This is a genomic window from Jatrophihabitans fulvus (assembly GCF_054781375.1).
Map to the genome: position 1 here is coordinate 600,710 of NZ_BAAGUN010000002.1, position 19,997 is coordinate 620,706.

The 19,997-nt window shown below is 74.0% G+C and carries 22 protein-coding genes; 17 read left to right on the forward strand and 5 right to left on the reverse strand.

Features of this window, described 5'->3' with window-relative positions; genetic code table 11:
* Positions 1-4: 4 nt before the first annotated feature.
* From ACYVP9_RS11380 to ACYVP9_RS11390, 3 genes are all read left to right on the forward strand, one after another.
* The gene (locus tag ACYVP9_RS11380) at positions 5-778 is read left to right on the forward strand and encodes an LmeA family phospholipid-binding protein (protein WP_460604916.1); all 774 of its coding nucleotides are present in this window, start codon (positions 5-7) and stop codon (positions 776-778) included.
* 218 nt (positions 779-996) lie between these two features.
* The gene (locus tag ACYVP9_RS11385; protein WP_460604917.1) at positions 997-1,830 is read left to right on the forward strand and encodes a sulfurtransferase; all 834 of its coding nucleotides are present in this window, start codon (positions 997-999) and stop codon (positions 1,828-1,830) included.
* Between the two features lie 2 nt (positions 1,831-1,832).
* The gene (locus ACYVP9_RS11390; protein ID WP_460604918.1) at positions 1,833-2,144 is read left to right on the forward strand and encodes a DUF1416 domain-containing protein; all 312 of its coding nucleotides are present in this window, start codon (positions 1,833-1,835) and stop codon (positions 2,142-2,144) included.
* Between the two features lie 305 nt (positions 2,145-2,449).
* Here the strand turns inward: ACYVP9_RS11390 and ACYVP9_RS11395 are convergent, their stop codons facing one another.
* Positions 2,450-2,818 (reverse strand): DsrE family protein, encoded by a 369-nt coding sequence (locus tag ACYVP9_RS11395; protein ID WP_460604919.1) that lies wholly within the window; start codon positions 2,816-2,818, stop codon positions 2,450-2,452.
* 127 nt (positions 2,819-2,945) lie between these two features.
* Here ACYVP9_RS11395 and ACYVP9_RS11400 point away from each other — a divergent pair, with 127 nt between their 5' ends.
* Positions 2,946-3,470: a heme-binding beta-barrel domain-containing protein gene (locus ACYVP9_RS11400; protein ID WP_460604920.1), complete on the forward strand. Its 525-nt coding sequence runs from the start codon at positions 2,946-2,948 to the stop codon at positions 3,468-3,470.
* On the opposite strand, the gene ACYVP9_RS11405 is transcribed toward ACYVP9_RS11400, so the two are convergent.
* Positions 3,467-4,171, reverse strand: a complete 705-nt coding sequence (locus tag ACYVP9_RS11405; protein WP_460604921.1) for a TetR/AcrR family transcriptional regulator — start codon at positions 4,169-4,171, stop codon at positions 3,467-3,469. The two genes, ACYVP9_RS11400 and ACYVP9_RS11405, sit on opposite strands and share 4 nt — an antisense overlap.
* 141 nt (positions 4,172-4,312) lie before the next feature.
* Between ACYVP9_RS11405 and ACYVP9_RS11410 the strand changes: the two genes are divergently transcribed.
* The gene (locus ACYVP9_RS11410) at positions 4,313-5,248 is read left to right on the forward strand and encodes an AurF N-oxygenase family protein (protein ID WP_460604922.1); all 936 of its coding nucleotides are present in this window, start codon (positions 4,313-4,315) and stop codon (positions 5,246-5,248) included.
* A 278-nt stretch (positions 5,249-5,526) separates the two neighbouring features.
* On the opposite strand, the gene ACYVP9_RS11415 is transcribed toward ACYVP9_RS11410, so the two are convergent.
* Complete coding sequence (locus ACYVP9_RS11415; protein WP_460604923.1) at positions 5,527-6,390, reverse strand: aminotransferase class IV; 864 nt, start codon at positions 6,388-6,390, stop codon at positions 5,527-5,529.
* 147 nt (positions 6,391-6,537) lie between these two features.
* On the opposite strand from ACYVP9_RS11415, the gene ACYVP9_RS11420 reads away from it, so the two are divergent.
* The 3 genes from ACYVP9_RS11420 (at position 6,538) to ACYVP9_RS11430 (ending at position 8,619) form a co-directional block, all read left to right on the forward strand.
* Entirely contained in the window at positions 6,538-6,918 is a 381-nt protein-coding gene (locus tag ACYVP9_RS11420) for a Fur family transcriptional regulator (RefSeq protein WP_460605070.1), read from the forward strand.
* An 8-nt stretch (positions 6,919-6,926) separates the two neighbouring features.
* Positions 6,927-7,946 (forward strand): YgfZ/GcvT domain-containing protein, encoded by a 1,020-nt coding sequence (gene ygfZ, locus ACYVP9_RS11425; RefSeq protein WP_460604924.1) that lies wholly within the window; start codon positions 6,927-6,929, stop codon positions 7,944-7,946.
* Between the two features lie 73 nt (positions 7,947-8,019).
* On the forward strand, positions 8,020-8,619 hold the full coding sequence (locus ACYVP9_RS11430) for a hypothetical protein (protein ID WP_460604926.1): 600 nt from the start codon (positions 8,020-8,022) through the stop codon (positions 8,617-8,619).
* A 1-nt stretch (position 8,620) separates the two neighbouring features.
* Here ACYVP9_RS11430 and ACYVP9_RS11435 read toward each other — a convergent pair whose 3' ends face one another.
* Positions 8,621-9,400 (reverse strand): pentapeptide repeat-containing protein, encoded by a 780-nt coding sequence (locus ACYVP9_RS11435; RefSeq protein WP_460604927.1) that lies wholly within the window; start codon positions 9,398-9,400, stop codon positions 8,621-8,623.
* A 132-nt stretch (positions 9,401-9,532) separates the two neighbouring features.
* On the opposite strand from ACYVP9_RS11435, the gene ACYVP9_RS11440 reads away from it, so the two are divergent.
* The 8 genes from ACYVP9_RS11440 (at position 9,533) to ACYVP9_RS11475 (ending at position 18,511) form a co-directional block, all read left to right on the forward strand.
* Positions 9,533-10,363, forward strand: a complete 831-nt coding sequence (locus tag ACYVP9_RS11440) for a putative RNA methyltransferase (RefSeq protein WP_460604928.1) — start codon at positions 9,533-9,535, stop codon at positions 10,361-10,363.
* 76 nt (positions 10,364-10,439) lie between these two features.
* Positions 10,440-11,399 (forward strand): hypothetical protein, encoded by a 960-nt coding sequence (locus ACYVP9_RS11445; protein WP_460604929.1) that lies wholly within the window; start codon positions 10,440-10,442, stop codon positions 11,397-11,399.
* A gap of 109 nt (positions 11,400-11,508) precedes the next feature.
* The gene (locus tag ACYVP9_RS11450; RefSeq protein ID WP_460604930.1) at positions 11,509-12,717 is read left to right on the forward strand and encodes an MFS transporter; all 1,209 of its coding nucleotides are present in this window, start codon (positions 11,509-11,511) and stop codon (positions 12,715-12,717) included.
* A 234-nt stretch (positions 12,718-12,951) separates the two neighbouring features.
* Positions 12,952-13,659 (forward strand): hypothetical protein, encoded by a 708-nt coding sequence (locus ACYVP9_RS11455; protein ID WP_460604931.1) that lies wholly within the window; start codon positions 12,952-12,954, stop codon positions 13,657-13,659.
* Positions 13,660-13,712: 53 nt separating this feature from the next.
* Positions 13,713-14,615 (forward strand): S26 family signal peptidase, encoded by a 903-nt coding sequence (locus ACYVP9_RS11460; protein ID WP_460604932.1) that lies wholly within the window; start codon positions 13,713-13,715, stop codon positions 14,613-14,615.
* Positions 14,612-15,484: a LamG domain-containing protein gene (locus ACYVP9_RS11465; RefSeq protein WP_460604933.1), complete on the forward strand. Its 873-nt coding sequence runs from the start codon at positions 14,612-14,614 to the stop codon at positions 15,482-15,484. The genes ACYVP9_RS11460 and ACYVP9_RS11465 overlap by 4 nt, the downstream gene beginning before the upstream one ends.
* A 17-nt stretch (positions 15,485-15,501) precedes the next feature.
* Complete coding sequence (locus tag ACYVP9_RS11470) at positions 15,502-16,440, forward strand: hydroxymethylglutaryl-CoA lyase (protein ID WP_460604934.1); 939 nt, start codon at positions 15,502-15,504, stop codon at positions 16,438-16,440.
* A 103-nt stretch (positions 16,441-16,543) separates the two neighbouring features.
* Positions 16,544-18,511 carry a DUF3556 domain-containing protein gene (locus tag ACYVP9_RS11475; protein ID WP_460604935.1) on the forward strand — a complete coding sequence of 656 codons (1,968 nt, stop codon included), beginning with the start codon at positions 16,544-16,546 and terminating at the stop codon, positions 18,509-18,511.
* Here ACYVP9_RS11475 and ACYVP9_RS11480 read toward each other — a convergent pair.
* Positions 18,505-18,972 (reverse strand): hotdog family protein, encoded by a 468-nt coding sequence (locus ACYVP9_RS11480; RefSeq protein WP_460604936.1) that lies wholly within the window; start codon positions 18,970-18,972, stop codon positions 18,505-18,507. The two genes, ACYVP9_RS11475 and ACYVP9_RS11480, sit on opposite strands and share 7 nt — an antisense overlap.
* Positions 18,973-19,047: 75 nt before the next feature.
* On the opposite strand from ACYVP9_RS11480, the gene ACYVP9_RS11485 reads away from it, so the two are divergent.
* On the forward strand, positions 19,048-19,992 hold the full coding sequence (locus ACYVP9_RS11485; RefSeq protein ID WP_460604937.1) for a carbohydrate kinase family protein: 945 nt from the start codon (positions 19,048-19,050) through the stop codon (positions 19,990-19,992).
* Positions 19,993-19,997 lie beyond the last annotated feature (5 nt).

Consider the following 19,997-nt stretch of genomic DNA (forward strand, 5'->3'; position numbering starts at 1 on the left):
GCCGGTGAGCGCGGGCGAGGTGGTGCTGCTCGTCGCCATCGCCGTCGTGCTGCTCGTGACCCTCGCGCTGGCCGCGGTGCTGCTCGACCGGCTCGTCGCCGCCGAGGCCGAACGCCGGGCCGGGCTCGCGCTCGTCCCCGCGTTCGGGCGGCCCGCCACGGTGACCGTGCGCGACCGTCCGTTCGCGACCCAGTTGCTGCGGGGGCGCTACCGCCACGTGCACGTCGAGGGTGGCGGGCTGCGGCTCGGCGACCTCACCGGCGTCGCCCTCGACGCCCGGTTGCGCAGCGTCCACCTGCCGCTGCGTCACCTCCTGCGCAGGCGCGTGGCCGAGATCGCCTGCGAGCGGGTCGAGGGACGGGTGACGCTTCCCTACGGCGAGCTCGCCCGGGTCGCTGGGGTGCCCGGGCTCGAGCTGCGGCCGTCCCGCGACCGGGTGCTCGCCACCGCGGTGCTGCCGCTGCCCGGCATCGGCCAGCTCGCCCGCGTCACCGGACGGGCCGCGCTCACCCACGACTCGGGCGACGTGTGGCTGCGGGTGCGCGGGCTGTCGGTGGCCGGCATCCAGGTGCCGTCGCTCGTGCTCAACCAGCTGCTGCCCGCCCTCGAGGTGCCGATCCCGCTGCCCGCCCTGCCCTGGGGACTGCGCATCGAGCAGCTCGACCCCCAGCCGCACGGGCTCGTGGCGATCGGATCGGCCGATGCCGTCGTGTTCCGTCCGCTGCGGCCGTCCGTCGGAGTTCGTCCCGAGGAATGGGACGCCAGTCCCGCAGGGTGACCAACGACGTCCCCGTCCGGCTGGCGGACGGCGCGGCCGGGCGATTAGGCTCGCGTCCATGGCCAGCCCGGTGAGACTCCTGCTCACCACCCGCCGCACGGTCGACCTGTGCCGTGTGGGCAGCTGCCTGTGTCGTCCGGCCTGACGGACCCCTCCCTCTTTCCACCCCACGCGGGCCCTCCTGTGCTGCCCGCGACCCCTTACTTCGAGGAGAAACCATGAGCCGTGAAGACGTGCTCGTCCCGGCCGACTGGGCCGAGCAGAACCTGACCACCGACGGCGTCGTGTTCGTCGAGGTCGACGAGGACACCTCCGCCTACGACGGCGGCCACATCCCCGGCGCCGTCAAGCTCGACTGGAAGACCGAGCTGCAGGACCAGGTGCGCCGCGACTTCGTCAGCAAGGAGCAGTTCGAGGCCCTGCTGAGCGAGAAGGGCATCGGCAACGACGACACCGTCGTGCTCTACGGCGGCAACAACAACTGGTTCGCCGCCTACGCCTACTGGTACTTCAAGCTCTACGGCCACGGCGACGTGAAGCTGCTCGACGGCGGCCGCAAGAAGTGGGAGCTCGACGGACGCGAGCTGTCCCGCGACGCCGTCACCCGCGAGAAGACCTCGTACACCGCGCAGGAGCAGGACACCTCCATCCGCGCGTTCCGCGACGAGGTCATCGCCGCCATCGGCCAGCAGAACCTCGTCGACGTCCGCTCGCCCGACGAGTTCAGCGGCAAGCTGCTCGCCCCGGCGCACCTGCCGCAGGAGCAGTCGCAGCGCGGCGGCCACATCCCGACCGCGATCAGCGTGCCGTGGTCGAAGGCCGCGAACGAGGACGGCACCTTCAAGTCCGACGACGAGCTGCGCAAGCTCTACGAGGCGGAGGGCCTCGACGACGGCCGCGACACCATCGCGTACTGCCGCATCGGTGAGCGCTCGTCCCACACCTGGTTCGCGCTGCACGAGCTGCTCGGCCACCAGAACGTCAAGAACTACGACGGTTCCTGGACCGAGTACGGCTCGCTCGTCGGCGTCCCGATCGAGAAGGGCAACTGATCATGTGCGGAGCCCCCGCCCAGACCCCGTCCCTCCCGGCCGGCATCGATCTCGAGAAGGAGACCGTCATCTACGGCGTCGTCTCCTCCGGATCCGGTGACGACGCCGCCGCCGTGCCGGGCGCATACGTCCGGCTGCTCGACGGCACCGGCGAGTTCACCGCCGAGGTGGTCACGTCCGCCACCGGTGACTTCCGGTTCTTCGCCGCACCCGGGCAGTGGACGCTGTCCGTGCTGCACAAGGACGGCAAGGCGCGGCGGGACGTCCACGCGCTGGAGCCGGGCCTCGTCGAGGCGTCGCTCTCGCTGCAGTAGGTCCGCTACGGAGTGAGGGGCCGTCCGTTCGCAACCGCCCTCGGTCGCTGCGCTCCCTCGGGGGCCAGTCCCATCCACGCTCACGGACGGCCCCTCACTCCTCCGCTCACAGCTCGCGCTGGGTGACGACCCCCACGGGTTTGCACCTGCCGAGGTCGTGAACACGCGCGGACACGCACCGTTGGCGACTTCGGCGGGTGCACAGTCGGGCACGGGCCGGGGTTTGCATCTGCCGAGGTCGTCAACGCGGGCCGACACACGCCGATGGCGACTTCGGCGGGTGCAAAGTCGGACGGGCCGGAGGGTCAGTAGACGAGGGCCTGGACCTCGGGTTGCAGGATCTCGTCGGCGAAGCTGGCGCTGCCCCTGATCTCGGCGCCCGGGAGCAGGTCTGCCGCGGTGAGGTCGCGGCGGGCGGCGCACTGGGTGCAGACGGTGAGGGTGCCGCCGGCGAGCACGGCGTCGCGCAGGTCGGCGAGCGGGGCCGAGTGCGGCAGCTCGAAGGCCTCGGCGCGACCGGGGACGGCGAACCAGACGGCGTCGCCGGTGAGCCAGAGGGAGACGGACGCGCCGGCAGCCAGGGCGGTGGCGGCGACGGTGAAGGCCTGGGCGCAGCGCTCGGGGGCCTCCTGTCCGGACGTGCACTTGATGACGAGCGGGCGGGGCGTCGGCATGGCGCCATCCTGCCGCGGCGGTAGCGTCGGGCGGCGTGGAGACCGTCTTCCTCGCCCTGCTGGTGCTGAGCTTCGTGGCCATCGCCGGGGTGTGCGCGCTCGTCGTCCGCCGGCAGTTCGGGTCCCGGTGAGCGGGCCCGCTCCCGACACCACCGACCTGCGCGAGGGCACGCCGATCCACGACGCGCTGCTCGCGCTGCTGCCGCTGGTGGGCGTGTGGCGGGGCGCCGGCGAGGGGGTCGTCGCCTCGTCCGCCGAGCAGTTCCGCTACGGGCAGCAGGTGACGATCTCCCACGACGGACGGCCGTTCCTCGCCTACGAATCACGGTCGTGGCTCGTCGACGCCGACGGCGCGGTGATCAGGCAGGCCTGGCGCGAGAGCGGGTTCTGGCGTCCGGGCCCGGGGCAGGACGACGTCGAGCTGGTGGTCGCGTCCAACACCGGCCAGGCGCTGGTGTTCACCGGCACCGCGGGCGACCAGCGGTGGGACCTCGTCACCGCGTCGGCCGAGCACGCGGCCAGCGCCAAGGACGTCGACGGCGAGAAGCGCCTGTACGCGGTCGTCGGCGAGCAGCTGATGTACGCGACCGAGCTGGCGCCGGGCGGGCAGCCGTTCGCCCCGCACCTCAACGGCGTGCTGACCCGCGTCTAGGTCAGTTCCGGCAGCGCCTGGTCGGGGTCGAGTTCGAGGCCGAGCCGGCGCGCCGCCTGGTCGATGAGCAGCCAGGTGCGCTCGGTGAGCTCGTCGGTCAGCTCGTCGCGGGCCGGGCCGCCGTTCTCGAGCCACCAGGCGGCGGTGGCGTCGACGAGCCCGACCACGCCCACGATGGTGCGCTCGGTCGGGGCGGCGTCGACACCCAGCAGCCGCAGGTACCGCTCGACGAGGGTCGTGAGCTCGGCGGCGAAGGCGGCCTTGGCGTCGGCCGCGGCGTCCTCGCCGTCCTCGGTCTTCGAGCGGACGGCGTACGCGTGCTGCGCCACGAAGCGGTAGAGGTTCGGATGCTCCTCGACCCAGCCGAGGTGCTCACCCACGGCGCCGCGGATCAGTTCGCGTGCCGACCCTCGCCGCGAGAGGCCGCTGCGGATGCGGCTGCCGAGGTCGTTGCCGATGGCCGCCGACACCGCGAGATCGAGGGCGTGCTTGCCGTCGAAGTGCCGGTACACGTGGGTGCGCGGCACGCCGGCCAATTCGGCGATCTGTCCGGTCAGGACGTCGGGTCCGTGCTGCTCGATCGCGGCGACCGCCGCGTCGATGATCGTCTGTCGCCGCTCCCGGCGGTGCGGATCCCAGCGGGTCGACCGTCCGTCGCGGGCGGCGTCGTCGTCGGCCAGCGCGTGCGCGGAACCCGTCATGGGCCCGAGTTTAGTTCGGCGGCGGCTACCCGCGGGTAAGTAGACGTGACAGGTTGTCAAAGGCACATTGTTAGTAGTACAACCTGTAACAGTAAACGTCGGCGAGCCCCGAACCCGGCGTCACGAAGATCGGAGACCGTCATGGCCAGTCCGCTTCCGTCCGCCCCCCTCCAGGCCGCCCTGAGCCCGGTCGACAGCGTCCGCAAGACCGCGACACGACTGCTGCGCTCGAGCTCCAAGAACAGCTACGACCCCGAACTGGACGTCGACTGGGACGCCCCCGTCGAGGGGCCCAACGCCGACAAGAAGTTCATGCCGTACGAGCGGGTGTCTCTGTACGGCACCGAGCTCTGGGAGCGCATGACCGACGAGCAGAAGCGCGAGCTGTCGCGCCAGGAGCTCGCGAGCGTCGCCTCCACCGGGCTGTGGTTCGAGATCATCCTGATCCAGATGCTGTCGCGGTGGGCCTACCACCAGGACCCGCAGGACCCCCGCACGCAGTACGCGCTCACCGAGATCGGCGACGAGACGCGGCACGTGATGATGTTCGCCAAGTCGCTGACCACCATGGGGACGCCCACGTACAAGCCGGCGCCGTTCGTGCACCACCTGGCCCGGGTCTACAAGGCGCTCGCCAAGGGCCCGACGATCTTCGCGCCGGTGCTGGTCGCCGAGGAGATCCTCGACCGGCTGCAGCGCGAAACGATGAACGACGACGAGATCCACCCGCTGGTGCGCATGGTCAACCGCATCCACGTGGTGGAAGAGGCGCGGCACGTGCGCTTCGCCCGCGAGGAGGTCGCCCGGCAGATGGCGACCCTCGGGCCGATCGGCAAGGTCGTCAGCAATCTGGTGTCGGGTCTGGTCGCCGCGTTCGTCACGTCGTCGGTCATCAACCCGGACGTGTACGCGGCCGTCGGCCTCGACAAGAAGGAAGCCGTCAAGGCCGCCCGCACCAACCCGTACTACGCCGAGTCGCGGCGCTGGATGGGCGAGAAGATCATGAGCTTCCTGCAGGAACAAGGAATGGTGACCTGGTACTCGGCGCCGTTCTACCGCGCTGTCCGCCTCATCTGACGGCATAACGAATCCCGAGCCGCTTCCTGACCTGGTGTCAGGGCCGGCTGGACGGGCCGGCGGCTCGGGATTCGGGTGGCGATCCTGGTATTGCTCACCGCCGCGATCAGTCGCGGCAGCAGGAACCAGTCCCGCGCTCGTCCGATGGATCAGGCGGTCAGCGGAAAGCCACCTCACGTGTCCGGTACGTATTCAACGTTGGACCACCCCCTCTCTCGTGTACGACCACGGTACGACCGTGAGGCGGCTGCGCGCCACGTCGTTTTTCGCGACGCGCGTCAGGCGGACGGGAAGTCGCAGAGACGCCGCACCTCGGCGTCGAGACCGGGGTTGCGCACGAGCGGACGTCCGTCGATCGCCACCACGTCGACCGGCCCCCGCACGCTGCTGACCAACCACACGGCGTCCGCGGCGTGCAGGTCGGCCACCGTTCCCAGAGTGAGTTGGGTCGTCCAACCCGCTGCGGGAGCGCGATGCCAGAGCAGGTCCTGGGTGGTGCCGGCGAGGATGCCCGTCGACCCCGGCGGCGTGGTGTGCAGCGTCCGGCCGTCCGCCCACACGACCGACGCCGTCGGCGCCTCGAGCACGAACCCGTCCGAGCTGACGAACACGACGTCGTCGGCGCCGCGCACCTGCGCCTCGCGCTGCGCGGCCATGTTGACCGCGTAGGAGAGCGTCTTCACGCCGCCGAGCAACCACGGACGACCGGCGAACGCGTCGGACGCGACGCCGCGGTCGAGGGTGACCACCCGCACCCCGTCGCGCCGCTGCGCGAGCGTCGCCGGCGTCATCGGGGTCAGCCGGCCGAAGCCGGTCGGGTCGCCCCCGGTACCGCGGGTGAGCACCAGCTTCAGCGCGGCCTCGCCCTCGTGCGGCCAGGCCTGGGCGAGCTCGCCGACGAGGGTGCGCCAGTCGTCCGCGTCGAAGGGGATGTCGAGCGCGGCGGCCGAGCGGGCGAAGCGGGCCAGGTGCGCGTCGAGCTTGTCGACGCCCGCCGCGTCGCCCCGGCGGCGCAGCCGGCACCCCTCGAAGCACCCGTCTCCGCGCACCAGTCCCTCGTCGTCGGCGCGGGCGATCGGCTCGTCGGGATCGACCACCCCGCGACCGAGGACGGCGAGAACGGGGGTGGGGACGTCGCGCACCGCGCCAGGTTAGCGACGCCGGACATCCGCCCCCGGTGGCAGCATGGACGCATGTCCCGGACGCACGGAACGCACACGCACCCGGCGCCGGGAAGCGCGCCGGACGCCGCCACGGGCGAGCTGGCCACGCGGCTGCGCTCGCGCGGCATGCGCATGACCGGGCAGCGCCGGCAGGTGCTGGCGGCGGTGCGGTCGCTGGGACACGCCACGCCGGAGGAGATCTCCGAGGCGGTCGAGGACGTCGACCCCGCCACCGTCTACCGCGCGCTCGAGGTGCTCGAGGAGCTCGGGCTCGTCACGCACGCGCATCTCGGCCACGGCGCGCCCACCTACCGTCCGGCCGAGGACGAGCACGTGCACGTCGTGTGCCACACCTGCGGCCGCGTCACCGACACCGACCCCGCCCTCGTCGACGACCTCGCCTCGCGGCTCGAACGTGAGCACGGCTTCACCCTCGACCGGGGTCACTTCACCGTCTTCGGACGCTGCCGCGAGTGCACGGAACAACACGACGCCCCGGAGCGCTGACACCCACGATGACCGCCAACCTGCAGAGCGCCGCGCCCGGCACCGGCCGCGACGCCGACGTGCCCGCCCACTACGGCGACCCGCTGCGCGAGCAGCGCGTGCTCGAGACGTCCGCGGGGGTGGTCGACCGCAGCAACCGCGCCGTGCTCGCCGTCCCCGGTGTCGACCGGCTGGGCTGGCTGCACTCCATCTGCTCGCAGCACGTGAGCGACCTCGCCGACGGCGACAGCACCGAGACGCTGATCCTCTCGCCGAACGGGCACGTCGAGCTGCACTGGCAGCTGACCGAGCTCGACGGCACGGTGTGGCTCGACACCGAACCCGACGGGGGCGACGGCTCGCTCACCTACCTGCAGAAGATGATCTTCATGAAGCGGGTCGAGCCCGCGGACGTGTCCGACGCCTGGGCCGTGCTCACCCTGGCCGGCCCGCGCGCGGCCGCGGTGCTCGCCGCCGCCGGGCTGCCCGACGCCCCGCCCGCCGGTCGCGCGGTCGCCCTGCCGGCCGGCGGGTTCGTGCGCGGCATGCCGTCCGCGCACAGCAGCGCACCCGGCGTCGTCGACCTGGTCGTCCCGCGGGCGTCGAAGGACGCCGTGATCGCGGCACTCGTCGCCGCAGGCGCGGAACCGGCCGGCCTGCTGGCCTGGGAGGCGCTGCGGGTCGCCGCGCGCGCGCCGCGCGCCGGTCAGGAGACCGACCACCGCACCATCCCCCACGAGGTCGGCTGGATCGGCGGCGCCGTGCACCTGAACAAGGGCTGCTACCGCGGCCAGGAGACGGTCGCCCGGGTGCACAACCTGGGCCGTCCGCCGCGTCGCCTCGTGCTCGTGCACCTCGCGGGCGAGTCGGACGAGCTGCCCCCGCCCGGCACACCTGTCGAGGCGGGCGGACGGGCGATCGGGTTCCTCGGCACCGCCGTCCACCACTGGGAACTCGGGCCGATCGCGCTCGCGGTGGTGAAGCGGACCGTGGCCGACGACGCCGAGCTGACCGTCGCCGGGCAGGCCGCCCGCATCGACGGCGACTAGGCAGCGCAACCTCCCCGACGATCGCTCGTTGGGTCGTACGACGGCAGGTGACCGTCCCGTGAGGTGAGGTGCCATGCGTCGTCCGCTGACGAAACCGATCAGCGCCCTGATCGCCGTGCTGTCGCTGGTCGCCGGGACCCTGCTGGGGCTCGTGTCGGCCGCGCCGGCGAGCGCCGCGCCCGGTTACCCCGTGGACGTGTGCGCCACCATCGCCGTCAGCACGACCGTCCCGCAGCCGGGTGAGCGCATCACCGTCTCGGGCGTCGACTTCGTCGCGAACGCCGACGTCACCCTCGTGCTCAAACCCGTCAGCGGCACGGCCTCCGATCGCGAGTACGGCGTCGGAACGGCTCGCACGGACGGGCAGGGCTCGTTCCGCACCACGATCGTGATGCCCGCCGAGGCCATCGGCACCTACGACCTGCACGCGACCTCCGGGCTGCCGAACGACGCGAGTTGTCCCGCCGACCCGACGCAGCGGCTGCGTCTCGGTGCAGGGTCGGACGACGGCAACAACGCCGGCCCGAACGGCGGTCCCGCCGGCGGTGGCGACGGCGGCACCGCGAACACCGGTCTCAACGTGCTGCTGCTGCTGCTCGTCGCGGCCGCGCTGATCGCCCTCGGCGCCTACGTCACCCGCCGGAACCGGGCCCGCACGACCGTCCGCGTCTGAGTCACCAGTGGCGAGGGCGGACGTGACCCGGCGGTAGCGCCGTCCGCCCGTCACCGCGGGCCCCGGCGAGCCGGCCGGGGAGCACGAACAGCGCGTCCGTGAGCCGGGCGCCCCGCAGGTCGGCGCCGCGCAGGTCGACCCCGATGAGGTCGGCGCGTGACAGGTCGGCGTCGCGCAGGTCGGTGCCGAGCAGCGACGCCCCGCGCAGGTCGGCGTCGGCGAGGTCGGCGCCGCGCATCCGGCGTCCGGACAGGTCGGCGCGGCGCAACCACTCCCCGTCGTCCGCGCGCACCAGGCGGCTGGACTTCTCCAGCAGCGGGGCGACCTCGCGGCGGACGGCCTCGTCGTCCAGGCCGGGCTCGCTGCGGGCGGCGCGGGCGGCGGCGTCGTCGACCCGCCGCGCGGCGGCGTCCAGGTCGGGGTGCAGTTCGGCGCACGCGCTGCGGCCGCGGGCGTCGGCGAGGAAGAACAGCAGCTCGTGCAGGCGCACGACCACCGGCAACGCCGCGAAGGTCACCGACGCGGCGGGGTCGTCGCGCCAGTGCATCGGGGCGGCGGCGGTGACCCGCTGGCCGGCCCCGAGGCAGTCGAACGCGGCGCAGCCGGGAAAGCCGCGCTCGGGCAACCGGTCGTGGATGGTGCAGCGGTCGTCCGGGGCCAGGTTCGGGCAGGGCACCCCCGCCGGCTTCGCGACGGCGAACTCGGCGGGCGAGGCGAAGGCCAGTCCGACACAGCACAGTGCGGCGCAGCGCGTGCAGTCCGCCGTGAGTTCCGTCCGCACGTCGTCGATGGTGCCGCATCGATGAATGGCGGCTTCCGCGATCGACTGGCACGGCTCAGGCCTGACTGGACGGGTTCATGTCACCAGTGAGGCCCAGAACGTGCCAGTCAGCGGGAGGGGAGGATGGCGGGCGTGGGCGGGACGGGCGGTGCGTGGGACGAGGTGGCGCCCGCCCTGCGGTGTCCCGTGTGCCGGTCCGAGGTGCACGTCGACGCCCGACGTCTCGGCTGCACCGACGGGCACGCGTTCGACCTCGCGCGGCAGGGGTACGTGAACCTGCTGACCGGACGCGGTGGTCCCGGCACCGGCGACACCGCGGAGATGGTGGCGGCGCGCGACGCGGTGCACGCCGCCGGTCTGCTCGATCCGGTGGTGGCGGCCGTGGCGGCCGCGGCCGTCCCGGACGGGTTGGTGCTCGATCTCGCCGGCGGCTCGGGGCAGTACCTCGCCGCCGTGCTCGACCGGACGGGCGGCGTGCCCGGGCTGGTGCTCGACACGTCGGTCCCTGCCCTGCGCCGTGCGGCTCGCTGCCACCCGCGGGCGTTCGCGGCCGGTGCGGACGCGTGGGGTCCGCTGCCGCTGCGCGACGGCGTCGTCGCGCTGGCGCTGTCGGTCTTCGGGCCGCGGCGGGGACCAGAACTCGCCCGGGTGCTCGCGCCCGGCGCGGCCGTCGTCGTCGCCTCGCCGGCGCCCGATCACCTCGCCGAGCTGGTCGCGCCGCTCGGCCTCGTGCGCGTCGACCCCCGCAAGGACGAGCGGCAGGACGCGGCCCTGGCCCCGCTGACGCGGCACGACCGCGAAATCGTCACCTACCGGCGTTCCCTGACCCGGGACGAGGCGGCCGCGCTGGCCGCCATGGGCCCGTCCGCCGCACACGTCGCCGACCTGTCCGCGCGGGTCGCCGCACTGGCCGAGCGGACCGACGTGGGCTTCGCCGTCCGGGTCGACCGGTACGCGCGCTGAGCGATCCGCACCTCCAGTCGGTTGCGGTCCGGTCCGACCGGGAATGCCTTCGGCAACCAAGCGATCGGAGCTCGTCATGACCACCGACACCGAACACGACCTGCGCGCCGGACGGCGCCGGGTCGCCCGCAGCCGCGGGGCCCTGAGCGGCATCCTGCTGCTCGTCCTGGGCGCCTGGGCAGCGCTGATCCCGTTCATCGGGCCCTATCTCAACCTCGCCACGAACCCGTCCCCGAACGACGCCTGGAACTGGACGAGCGGCCGCGGGCTGTTCCAGCTGCTGCCGGGTGCGGTCGCCGCGCTCGCCGGGCTGATCCTGCTGCTGAGCGCCAGCCGCATGATGACCGTGACCTTCTCGTGGATCGCGGCCGCGGCCGGCGCGTGGATCGTCATCGCGCCGTCGATCGCGCCGGTGCTGAACGTCTCGCTCGGCGGGCCCGACCCGTCGCTCGGCGAGAAGGGACGCGCCGCGGTCGAGCTGCTGCAGTACTGGGCCATCGGCGGGGCCATCCTGTTCGTGGCCGGCACGGCCCTGGGTCGGCTCAGCGTGCACAGCGTCCGCGACGTCAAGGCCGCCGAGCGGCGCGCCGAGACCGAGGCCGCCGCCGAGCGGCAGCGCGTCGAGGACGAGCGCCGCGCGGCCACCGCCGCGGCCGCCGCCGAGGAGGAGCGCCGCCGCCAGCACGCCGATCGTGAGACGACCCGGGACCGGGACGGCGACGGGGTTCCCGACGACCACGAGCGGGGCCGGGACCGCGTGACCGCCGCCGAGCAGGGCCACGCCGGCACCCACGATCACGGGCACCGCGACCACGGCCGGCACGAGGACGAGCGGGGTCGTCACGGCAACGTCCCGGCCGAGCCGGTCCAGGGCCAGCCCTACCAGCAGCCCGTCCAGGGCCAGCCGGTCCAGGGCCAGCCGGTCCAGGGCCAGCCGGTCCAGCAGCCCGTCCAGGGCCAGCCGGTCCAGGGCCAGCCGGTCCAGCAGCCCGTCCAGGGCCAGCCGTACCAGCCCCCGGTCGACCCGCGCCGCTGACGGGCACGGCGACAGCTGCGACGCCCCGGCCGCCCACGCGGCCGGGGCGTCGTCACGTCCGGACGACCCGCGGACACCTCCGCCCCTGACCGTGCGGTTGGCTGACCACGTGCAGGGGCGCCCGACCAGCTGGGCCCGCGCCGCGGTGGCGATGTTCGCCGTCGGGTGGGGCGCCAACCAGTTCGCCGCGCTGCTGCTCGCGTACCGCGACGAGCAGGGCTTGTCCGGCGCGACCGCGGACGCCCTGTTCGGCGCGTACGCCCTCGGACTCGTCCCCACCCTGCTGGTCGGCGGGCCGCTCTCGGACCGCGTCGGGCGGCGGGCCATGGCCCGGGCCGCGGTCGTGCTCTCGCTCGTCGCCACGCTCGTGCTCGTCGCGGGCACGACGGGGGTCGGGTGGCTCTATGCCGGACGGCTGCTCGCCGGCATCGCGTCCGGCGCGGTGTTCGCGCCCGGGAGCGCGTGGGTCAAGGAACTGTCCGGGCCGCCGTACGGAACCTCCGAGGTCGCCGACGCGGGGGCGCGCCGGGCCGCGATCGCGCTGTCGGCCGGCTTCGGGCTCGGCCCGCTCGTGGCCGGCGTGCTCGCGCAATGGGCGCCGAACCCGCTGGTGGTGCCGTACCTCGCCCACCTCGTGGTCGTCGTCGCGGCGGGAGTCGCGGTGTGGCGCACCCCGGAGACCGTCACCGAACGGCGCGGGGACGTGCTGCGCCGGATGGCCGTGCCGGCCGCCCGCTCGCGCCGCTTCGTCGCCGTCGTGGCGCCGCTCGCGCCGTGGGTGTTCACCGCGGCGTCGGTGTCGCTCGCGGTCGGACCGGCCCTGGTCTCCGACCACGTCGCGTCGCTGCCGATCGCGTTCGCGGGACTCGTCGCCGGCCTCACCCTCGGCACCGGGGTCGCCGTGCAACCGCTGGCCCGACGCCTCGACGGACGGGCCGGTGCGGGGGGTCCCGCCACCGCGATGGTCGGGCTCGCGGCCTGTGCCCTCGGTTTCGCGGTCGAGGCGCTCGCCGCCGCGGCCGAACTCGCCCCGCTCGTGCTGGCCGCCGCGCTGCTGCTCGGCTGCGGGTACGGCTGCTGCCTCGTCGGCGGCCTGCTCGAGACGCAGCGCATCGCCCCTCCGGACCAGCTCGCCGCCCTCACCGCGGTGTACTACGCGCTCACTTACGTGGGTTTTGCGGCGCCGCTCCTCCTCGCCGCGCTGCACCGGTGGGTCGGCTACCCCGTTCTGCTGCTCGGAGCGGCTTCGCTTTCTGTACTGACCCTCCTGCAGGTCGTGCGCGCATCGCGGACACCGGTGTCGCATTCGGAGCGATGACACCGAGGCCGCCGCGGCTTCACCTCCGCCAAACATCGCGACAGGCCAGGCATCACGCGAGTTTCACACGTAACGATCGTCCGCAAGCTTGGTGACGGCGGAAAAAGTCCCGGAAAACCAGGGCCGAAAACCTTTCCGAAACGGGTTACCGAATTTTGACCACGTCGTTCTACCTCACACATGCTTTATCCATCGCGCGGAGGTGCCGCGCAGCCCGACGAGGAGCCGAACGACATGTCCGACACCCAGAACCCGTCCCGCCGCCACCGCGCGTCCAAGGCCAAGCACGGCGCCTCGCGCGTCCGTTTCGCCCCGCTGGCCATCGCGACCGGCGTCGCCGCCTCGGCCGCCATCGCCCTGTCGACCAGCGGCGCGCTGGCCGGCTTCGTCGCCCAGATCACGAACGACACCAACACCGCCGCCACCGGCTCGCTGTCCATGCAGGAGCAGCAGATCGTGAACGGCACCGCGACCACGACCTGCACCAGCAACGGCGGCACCGGCGGCGTCAGCAACAACGTCGCCGTCTGCTCGACGATCAACAAGTACGGCGGCAGCACCGCGATGATCCCGGGCACCCCGGTCTCGACCACCGTCAAGATCACCAACACGGGCACCGTCGCCGCCAACACCTTCACCATCGCCCCCGGCACCTGCACGCAGAGCAACAACGGTGCGGCCAACGGCAACGCGACCGACCTCTGCAGCAAGATGACCGTCGCCCTCACCCAGGACGGCACCGCCGTCGCCGGCGCCAGCGGCACGCTGACGAGCATCGGGGGCAAGACGGTCACCCTCGCCCCCGTCGCCGCCGGTGCGAGCTCGACGTTCGTCTTCACCGTCACCCTGCCGACGCAGAACACCGCGCAGGCCCCGACCGCCGACAACGCCTACCAGGGCCTGAAGGCCAGCCAGCCGCTCGTGTGGCAGTTCTCCTCCTGACCGAGCCGCTTCACCCCTGACGTCCGAACCCCGACCTCCCGGAGGCTCCCGCCATGGCCGATCGGCAGCTCCGCCGGCCCCGACCGCTGATCCTCGTCGCGGTCGCCGCCAGCGGAGTGCTGGTCGTGCTCGCCGCGGGCTGGTACGCCCTGGGAGGTCGGGGTTTCGTCGTCCGCACCCCGTCGATGGGCAGCTACGCCCCCGTCGGCACGTTCGTCGCCACGCGTCCCGTGGCGTTCGACGAGATCCGCACGGGCGACGTCATCGCCTTCCATCCGCCGACCACGCCGGACGAGACCTACACGCACCGCGTCGTCGCCGTCACGCCCGCAGGCCTGAAGACCCGCGGCGACATCAACGGCGCGACCGACCCGTGGACGGTCACCTCGAAGGACCTGGTCGGACGCGCCGCGGTCGTCCTGCCCGGGGTCGGCTGGCTGGTGCGCGCGCTGCCCTACCTGATCGGCGGCGGCCTGCTCGTCTGGGCGCTCACCCGCTCGTTCGTCTCGGCCGGGCGGCGCGGACCCGCCCGCCAGTTCGGGCTCGCCGTCGTCTTCCTGCTCACCGCGCTGATGCTCAAGCCGTTCGTCGGCGTCGCCCAGCTGTCGGCGGTCAGCGACCCCGACGGCGTCAGCCGCATCCACGTCGTGTCGACCGGGCTGCTGCCCGTCCGCCTCGAACCGTCCGAGGGCACCGGCAAGGCCGCCCCCGTCGACCTCGACCACGCCGGCGCCGCCGGGGTGAGCGTGCTGCGCGACGGCGAGCCGGGCAAGCAGTACCACCTGCAGGCCTCCCTGCACCTCTCACCGCTGCAGTGGGTCGCCGCCATCGGCGTCGCGCTGTCGCCCCTGCTCTGGACGCTGCTCATCGGCTTCGCCCCGCCGGCACCGAAGCGCGGCACCTCGCACCGCGCCTCGCACGCCGCCGGCGCCCGCCGCGAGCCGGTGCCGGCATGAGCCGGTACCGCGCCCGGCACCGCTCCCGCGCCGGAGCGGTGCGCGTCCTCGTCCTCGGACTGGTGGCGGCGGCCCTCGCCGTCCTCGTGCCGGGGGCCTACGGCGGGTACATCGCGAGGGTCACCAACGACACCGTCAATGCCGCGACCGCGCCCTACTTCACCTGCACCGCAGCGGCGCAGGGCGAGTCGGGCACGAAGGCGCAGTTCGCCTGGCCGTTCTCGGACGGCGCGCTCGCCCTGACGGCCGCGGACGTCTCCGGCAACAACTACGGCGGCACCTACACGCTGCTCGGCGTGACGCGCGGCGTCGCGAACACCGGCAGCTCGGCGGTGTGTCCCCGCGACAACCGCACCGTCGCCACCTTCGACGGCAGCACCGGCTACGTGTACCCGACCTCGGCCACCGCGGCCGCCGGCCCGACCGCCTTCAGCGTCGAGGTGTGGTTCCGGACGACGTCCGCGCAGGGCCGGCTGATCGGCTTCAGCGGCTCCCGCACCGGCACGTCGAGCAACTACGACCGGCACCTGTACGTCAACACCAGCGGCAACCTCGTGTTCGGCGTGTACCCCAACGCGGTCGTCACGGTCGCCAGCCCCGGCCAGGTCACCGACGGCGCGTGGCACCACGCCGTGGGGACGGTGTCGGGAGCGGGCATGTTCCTCTACCTCGACGGCAAGCAGGTCGCGTCCAGCCCGAACACCGGCGTCCAGAGCTTCTCCGGGTACTGGCGGGTCGGCTACGACTCGCTCGCCAACTGGCCCGGCGGTGGCTCCGGGTACTTCCGCGGCAGCCTCGCGTACGCCGCGGTCTACGGGTACGCCCTGACCGCCGCCCAGGTGCAGACCCACTTCGTCGCCGGCGACTGAGCGCGCAGAATGGGCGGATGAGCCCGCTCGCGCTGCCCGACAGCATCGACGTCCGCGAGGTCGGCATGCGTGACGGCCTGCAGCTCGAGCAGCCCCTGCCGCTCGACGACAAGCTGCGCATGCTCGAGGCGATCGTCGCGACCGGCGTGCGGCGCGTCGAGGTCACCAGCTTCGTGTCGCCGAAGGCGGTACCCGCGCTCGCCGACGCCGACGAGCTCGCGAAGCACCTGGACCAGTGGCCGGACGTCCACTTCTCCGCGCTGGTGGCGAACACCCGCGGCGCCGTCCGGGCGATCGACGCCGGCATCGCCGACCTCGAGTACGTCGTGTCGGCCGCCGACTCGCACAGCCTCGCCAACGCCGGACGTCCCACCGCCGACGCCGCGGCCGCCGTCGCCGAGATCGCCTCGCTCGCGCACGACGCGGGCGGTTCGCTCGAGGTCATCGTCGCGACCGCCTGGGACTGTCCGTTCGACGGCCCCACCGACCCCGCCCGCACCCTCGACGTCGTCCGCGCCGCCGTCGCCGGGGGCGCCGACCAGCTCTGCCTCGGCGACACCATCGGCACCGTCACCCCCCGCCGCGCGGTCGAGCTCGTCGAGCAGGTGCGCGCCGCCGCCCCGGGACTCGACGTGGGCGCACACTTCCACGACACCCGCGGCACCGGGCAGGCCAACGCGCTCGCCGTCGTGCTCGCCGCGGGCGTGCGGCAGCTGGACGCGAGCGTCGGCGGCCTCGGCGGGTGCCCGTTCGCGCCCGGCGCCAGCGGCAACATCGCCACCGAGGAGCTCGTCTACTGGGCCGAGGCGTCCGGCGTGGCGACCGGCCTCGACCTCGACGCCGTCGTCGCCGCCGCGAAGGTCACCGAGCGCGCCCTGGGCCACGACCTGCCCAGCTCGCTCGCCCGCGCCGGCGGACGGTCGGTGCCGCTCGGCCCGTACCGTCGCGCCGACTGACCGCACGGCGCCGTTCGAAGGGGTGCGCTCGGGGGCGTCAGCGCGTTAAGCTCCTGTGTGGCAGACGGGGGCCGCGCGACAGGAGAGGCTCGAGATGGACGTCGTGTCGCCCACCGACCACACCGTCAGCCGGCCCGACACGACCCCACCGTGCGACGACTGGTCCGCGCTCGGACATCACGCACGCCTCGCCGCGAGCGTCGAGCGGCGGCTGCGGGAGGGCGCGGTGCGGCCGCCGGGCACCGTCCGCTCGCAGCTGGGCCGGCTGACCGCGTTCGCGGCCGGCGGGCTGGTCGTCGTCTCGCTCGGCGGCGGACTCGACGCAGCAGCCCGCCTCGGCACCTGGTGGGACGAGCCGGTCACGCTGCAGAAGCTCGCGGTGTGGACGCTGCTGTGGCAGCTGCTCGGGCTCGGACGGGGCCTGGCCCCGCACGGCATCGGGGCCCTGCCTCCCGTCGCCGGCCTGAGCTACTGGCTGACCCCGGGCACGATGCGACTGCCCGCGTTCCCACGGCTGCCCCTCACCGGCGGCACTCGCCGCACGGTCGCCGACGTCGCGCTGTACGCCGCGGTCCTGGCCCTCACGGCCGGGCTGCTGGGTGTGCCGCACGCCGACCGCGCGACGCTGCCCCGCGCCGGGGTGGTGCTGCTGCTCGCCGCCCTCGCGGTGCTCGGCCTGCGCGACCGCACCCCGCTGCACGCCCTGTGCCCGGAGCTGACCCTGCCGCTGCTGGTCGCCTTCGCGATCGGGGCGGACGACCCCGCCCGTCTCGCCGCCGCGGTGACGGTGGCGCTCGTCGGCACCTGGTGGACCACAGCGGCCGTCCGCGCCGGGCGGCACTTCCCGTTCGCGGTCGCGACCGCGCTGACGGACGCCCCCTGGTCGGGCGCGCTGCGGCTGCGACCGCGCGCGTGGCAGCGCGACGAGCGGGACGTGGTGCCGGGCGACCTGCCGCGCGTGCTCGCGCGAACGCTCGTGGTCGCGGGCGGCGCCGTGCCGGTCGCTCTCGTGCTCGGCCGTGGTGGTGTGGTCACGACCGTCGCGCTGGCCGTCGCGGCCGTCGTGCTGGCGCTGCCCACGTCGGCCCTGGCTCGCGGCAGCCGGCCCGAGGCGACCGCCTTCCTGCTGTTCGCGACCGTCGTCGTGTTCGGACGGTGGGCACCCCCGTCCGCCGACGCCCTCGACGGGCCCGTGGCGGTCATGGCGGCGGCCACGCTCGCCCTCGTGGTGGCCTCGGCGATCGCACCCCGTCGCACCTCGCTGCTGTCGGCGCTGCGGCATCGCGCCGGCGACGGACCCACGTCGACGTGGCTGTTCCGCGCCGACGTCGCCGCCCGCTTCGACGTGCCCGTGCACGACGTCGCGCCCACGGCCGGCGAGGTGCTGCACCACCGGGACCATGCCCACCGCCTGCTGCATCCGAACGGGCGCGCCCTCGACGGATTGCTCGTGCGCGCGGTCGACGATCTCACCCGGTTCCGGGTGCGCTCGGCCGAGTTCGTGGCCGGTGCCGCCGTCGGCTGGGCGCCCGGCACGGGCCCGTCCGCCGACCGGCTGCTGCTCGCGGCCGTCCAGGAGCGCTGCGGCTTCGCGCCCGGCGAGCTGCGGGTGGTGAGTATCGACGCGCGTCCGCTCGGACGTCACGAGCAGCGCTACCGCATCCTCGACGCCGCGGACGGCCTGCTCGAGGCCGGCGTGATCGACGTCGACGACGCCGTCGACCGGGTGCCGTGGCGCGACCCGCACGCGCCGGCGATCCCGGTCGAGGTGTCGTTCAGCGCGGTGGGCGACGTCGGCTACCACTCGCCGGCGGAGTTCGACTTCCTGCACGGCGCCCGGGCCGCGCGAGCCTCGACAGGCGCGGCGATGCGACCCGTCCCGACGGGGATGGGCGCCGCCGTGACCTCGGCCGTCACCGGCCACCGCCCGACGCCCGGGCCGGCGGCGAGGCCGAGGCCGCGTCCCACGCCCGAGCGCTCGACGCCGCGACCGCCGGCGCCGCCGATCGACGTCGTCGCGACGGGGACGCCCACCGTCACGCCGTCACCGGGTCGGCCGGTCACTCACTGAGCGAAGGGGTGCAACCGGTAGTCGCCGCGCGTGGTGGCCACGACGGTGCCGTCCTCGCCGAGCACCTGCGCGGTCAGCTCGTAGCGGCTCTTGTTGCCGCCCGCTGATTCTGCGCGGATGCGCGCAATCTCGTCGTCGCTGAGTTCCGCGACGGCTGTCAGCGGCCCGGTGCCGGGGCTGAGGAAATCGACCTCGAGGCGGCGCACGATCGGGAAGTGCGTGGCCGGGTCGAAGGTCGAGTAGTGGATGGCACCGCCGAGCACCTCGGCGACCGTGAAGATCACTCCGGCGTAGACGGCGCCGAAGTGGTTGCCGTTGCCCTCGAACGGCACCCTCGCGCCGACGTGCCCGGGACGGCAGTCGACGAACTCGAGTCCGATGCCCTTCACCACCGGGATCAGCGTGCCGAGCGCGGCGTTCAGCTCGTCGGCGGCGGACGGGGACGTGTCGGCTCCGGTCACGGCGGTCAGGGTAGCGGCGACAGCCGTGCCGTCCGCAGCTGTCGAGGGGCGCCGCCGTGTCGTTAGGGTCGCGACGTGGCAGCACAGTCCGAAGGCGTGATCGCGTCCCTGGGTGAGGCGCTCATCGACGTGGTCGAGACGGGCGACGACGACCCGCGCCAGGCCCGTCCGGGCGGGGCGCCGTACAACGTCGCGCTCGGTCTGGCCCGGCTCGGTCGCCGCGCGGCGTTCGTCGGTCGCCTCGCGCACGACCCGCTGGGCACGATCCTGCGTCGGCACGCCGAACGCTCGGACGTCGACCTGTCGCTCGCCGTCGACGCGCACGAGACGACGACCGTCGCCCTCGTCGAGCTGTCGGACGGCATCGCCGAGTACCGCTTCGGCGTCGAGGGCACGGCGAACTTCCTCTGGACGCACACCGAGTTGGCGACGCTGCCGACCGACCTGGCCGCGCTGCACTTCGGCTCCCTCGCCGCGTGGACCGCGCCCGGCGACGCCGCCGTCCTCGCGCGCGTCGGGGCACTGCGCGACCACATGCTCGTCAGCTACGACCCGAACGTCCGTCCGCAGCTGCAGTCCGACCGGGACGCGGCCCGCACGAAGGTCGAGGCGGGCATCGCCCTCGCCCACGTGGTGAAGACCAGCGAGGAGGACATCGCCTGGCTGCACCCGGGCGCCGACCCGGTCGCGATCGCCCGCGGCTGGCTCGAGCTCGGACCCACCCTGGTCGTGCTCACCCGCGGCGGCGACGGGGCCGTCGCACAGACCGCCCGGCACACCGTGCACCGGCCGACCCGCGCGGTCGAGGTCGTCGACACGGTCGGCGCCGGCGACGCCTTCATGAGCGGGTTGCTCGACGCGCTCGCCGGCACCGGCCTGCTGGAGCCGGCCGCGCTCGCGGCTGCGGGGGAGGACGAGCTCGGCGGCGTGCTCGAGCATGCCGCGCTCGTCGCCGCCGTCACCTGCTCGCGGGCGGGTGCGAACCCGCCGCGGCGGGCCGAGCTCGACGCCTGGCGCTGACGGGC

What these genes read in the sequence shown, in the direction of transcription:
- ACYVP9_RS11385 (WP_460604917.1), top strand. Translation starts at nt 997, where the DNA reads ATGAGCCGTGAAGACGTGCTCGTCCCGGCCGACTGGGCCGAGCAGAAC.
- ACYVP9_RS11390 (WP_460604918.1), top strand. Translation starts at nt 1,833, where the DNA reads ATGTGCGGAGCCCCCGCCCAGACCCCGTCCCTCCCGGCCGGCATCGAT.
- ACYVP9_RS11395 (WP_460604919.1), bottom strand. Translation starts at nt 2,818, where the DNA reads ATGCCGACGCCCCGCCCGCTCGTCATCAAGTGCACGTCCGGACAGGAG.
- ACYVP9_RS11405 (WP_460604921.1), bottom strand. Translation starts at nt 4,171, where the DNA reads ATGACGGGTTCCGCGCACGCGCTGGCCGACGACGACGCCGCCCGCGAC.
- ACYVP9_RS11410 (WP_460604922.1), top strand. Translation starts at nt 4,313, where the DNA reads ATGGCCAGTCCGCTTCCGTCCGCCCCCCTCCAGGCCGCCCTGAGCCCG.
- ACYVP9_RS11420 (WP_460605070.1), top strand. Translation starts at nt 6,538, where the DNA reads ATGCGCATGACCGGGCAGCGCCGGCAGGTGCTGGCGGCGGTGCGGTCG.
- ygfZ (WP_460604924.1), top strand. Translation starts at nt 6,927, where the DNA reads ATGACCGCCAACCTGCAGAGCGCCGCGCCCGGCACCGGCCGCGACGCC.
- ACYVP9_RS11430 (WP_460604926.1), top strand. Translation starts at nt 8,020, where the DNA reads ATGCGTCGTCCGCTGACGAAACCGATCAGCGCCCTGATCGCCGTGCTG.
- ACYVP9_RS11445 (WP_460604929.1), top strand. Translation starts at nt 10,440, where the DNA reads ATGACCACCGACACCGAACACGACCTGCGCGCCGGACGGCGCCGGGTC.
- ACYVP9_RS11455 (WP_460604931.1), top strand. Translation starts at nt 12,952, where the DNA reads ATGTCCGACACCCAGAACCCGTCCCGCCGCCACCGCGCGTCCAAGGCC.
- ACYVP9_RS11460 (WP_460604932.1), top strand. Translation starts at nt 13,713, where the DNA reads ATGGCCGATCGGCAGCTCCGCCGGCCCCGACCGCTGATCCTCGTCGCG.
- ACYVP9_RS11465 (WP_460604933.1), top strand. Translation starts at nt 14,612, where the DNA reads ATGAGCCGGTACCGCGCCCGGCACCGCTCCCGCGCCGGAGCGGTGCGC.
- ACYVP9_RS11470 (WP_460604934.1), top strand. Translation starts at nt 15,502, where the DNA reads ATGAGCCCGCTCGCGCTGCCCGACAGCATCGACGTCCGCGAGGTCGGC.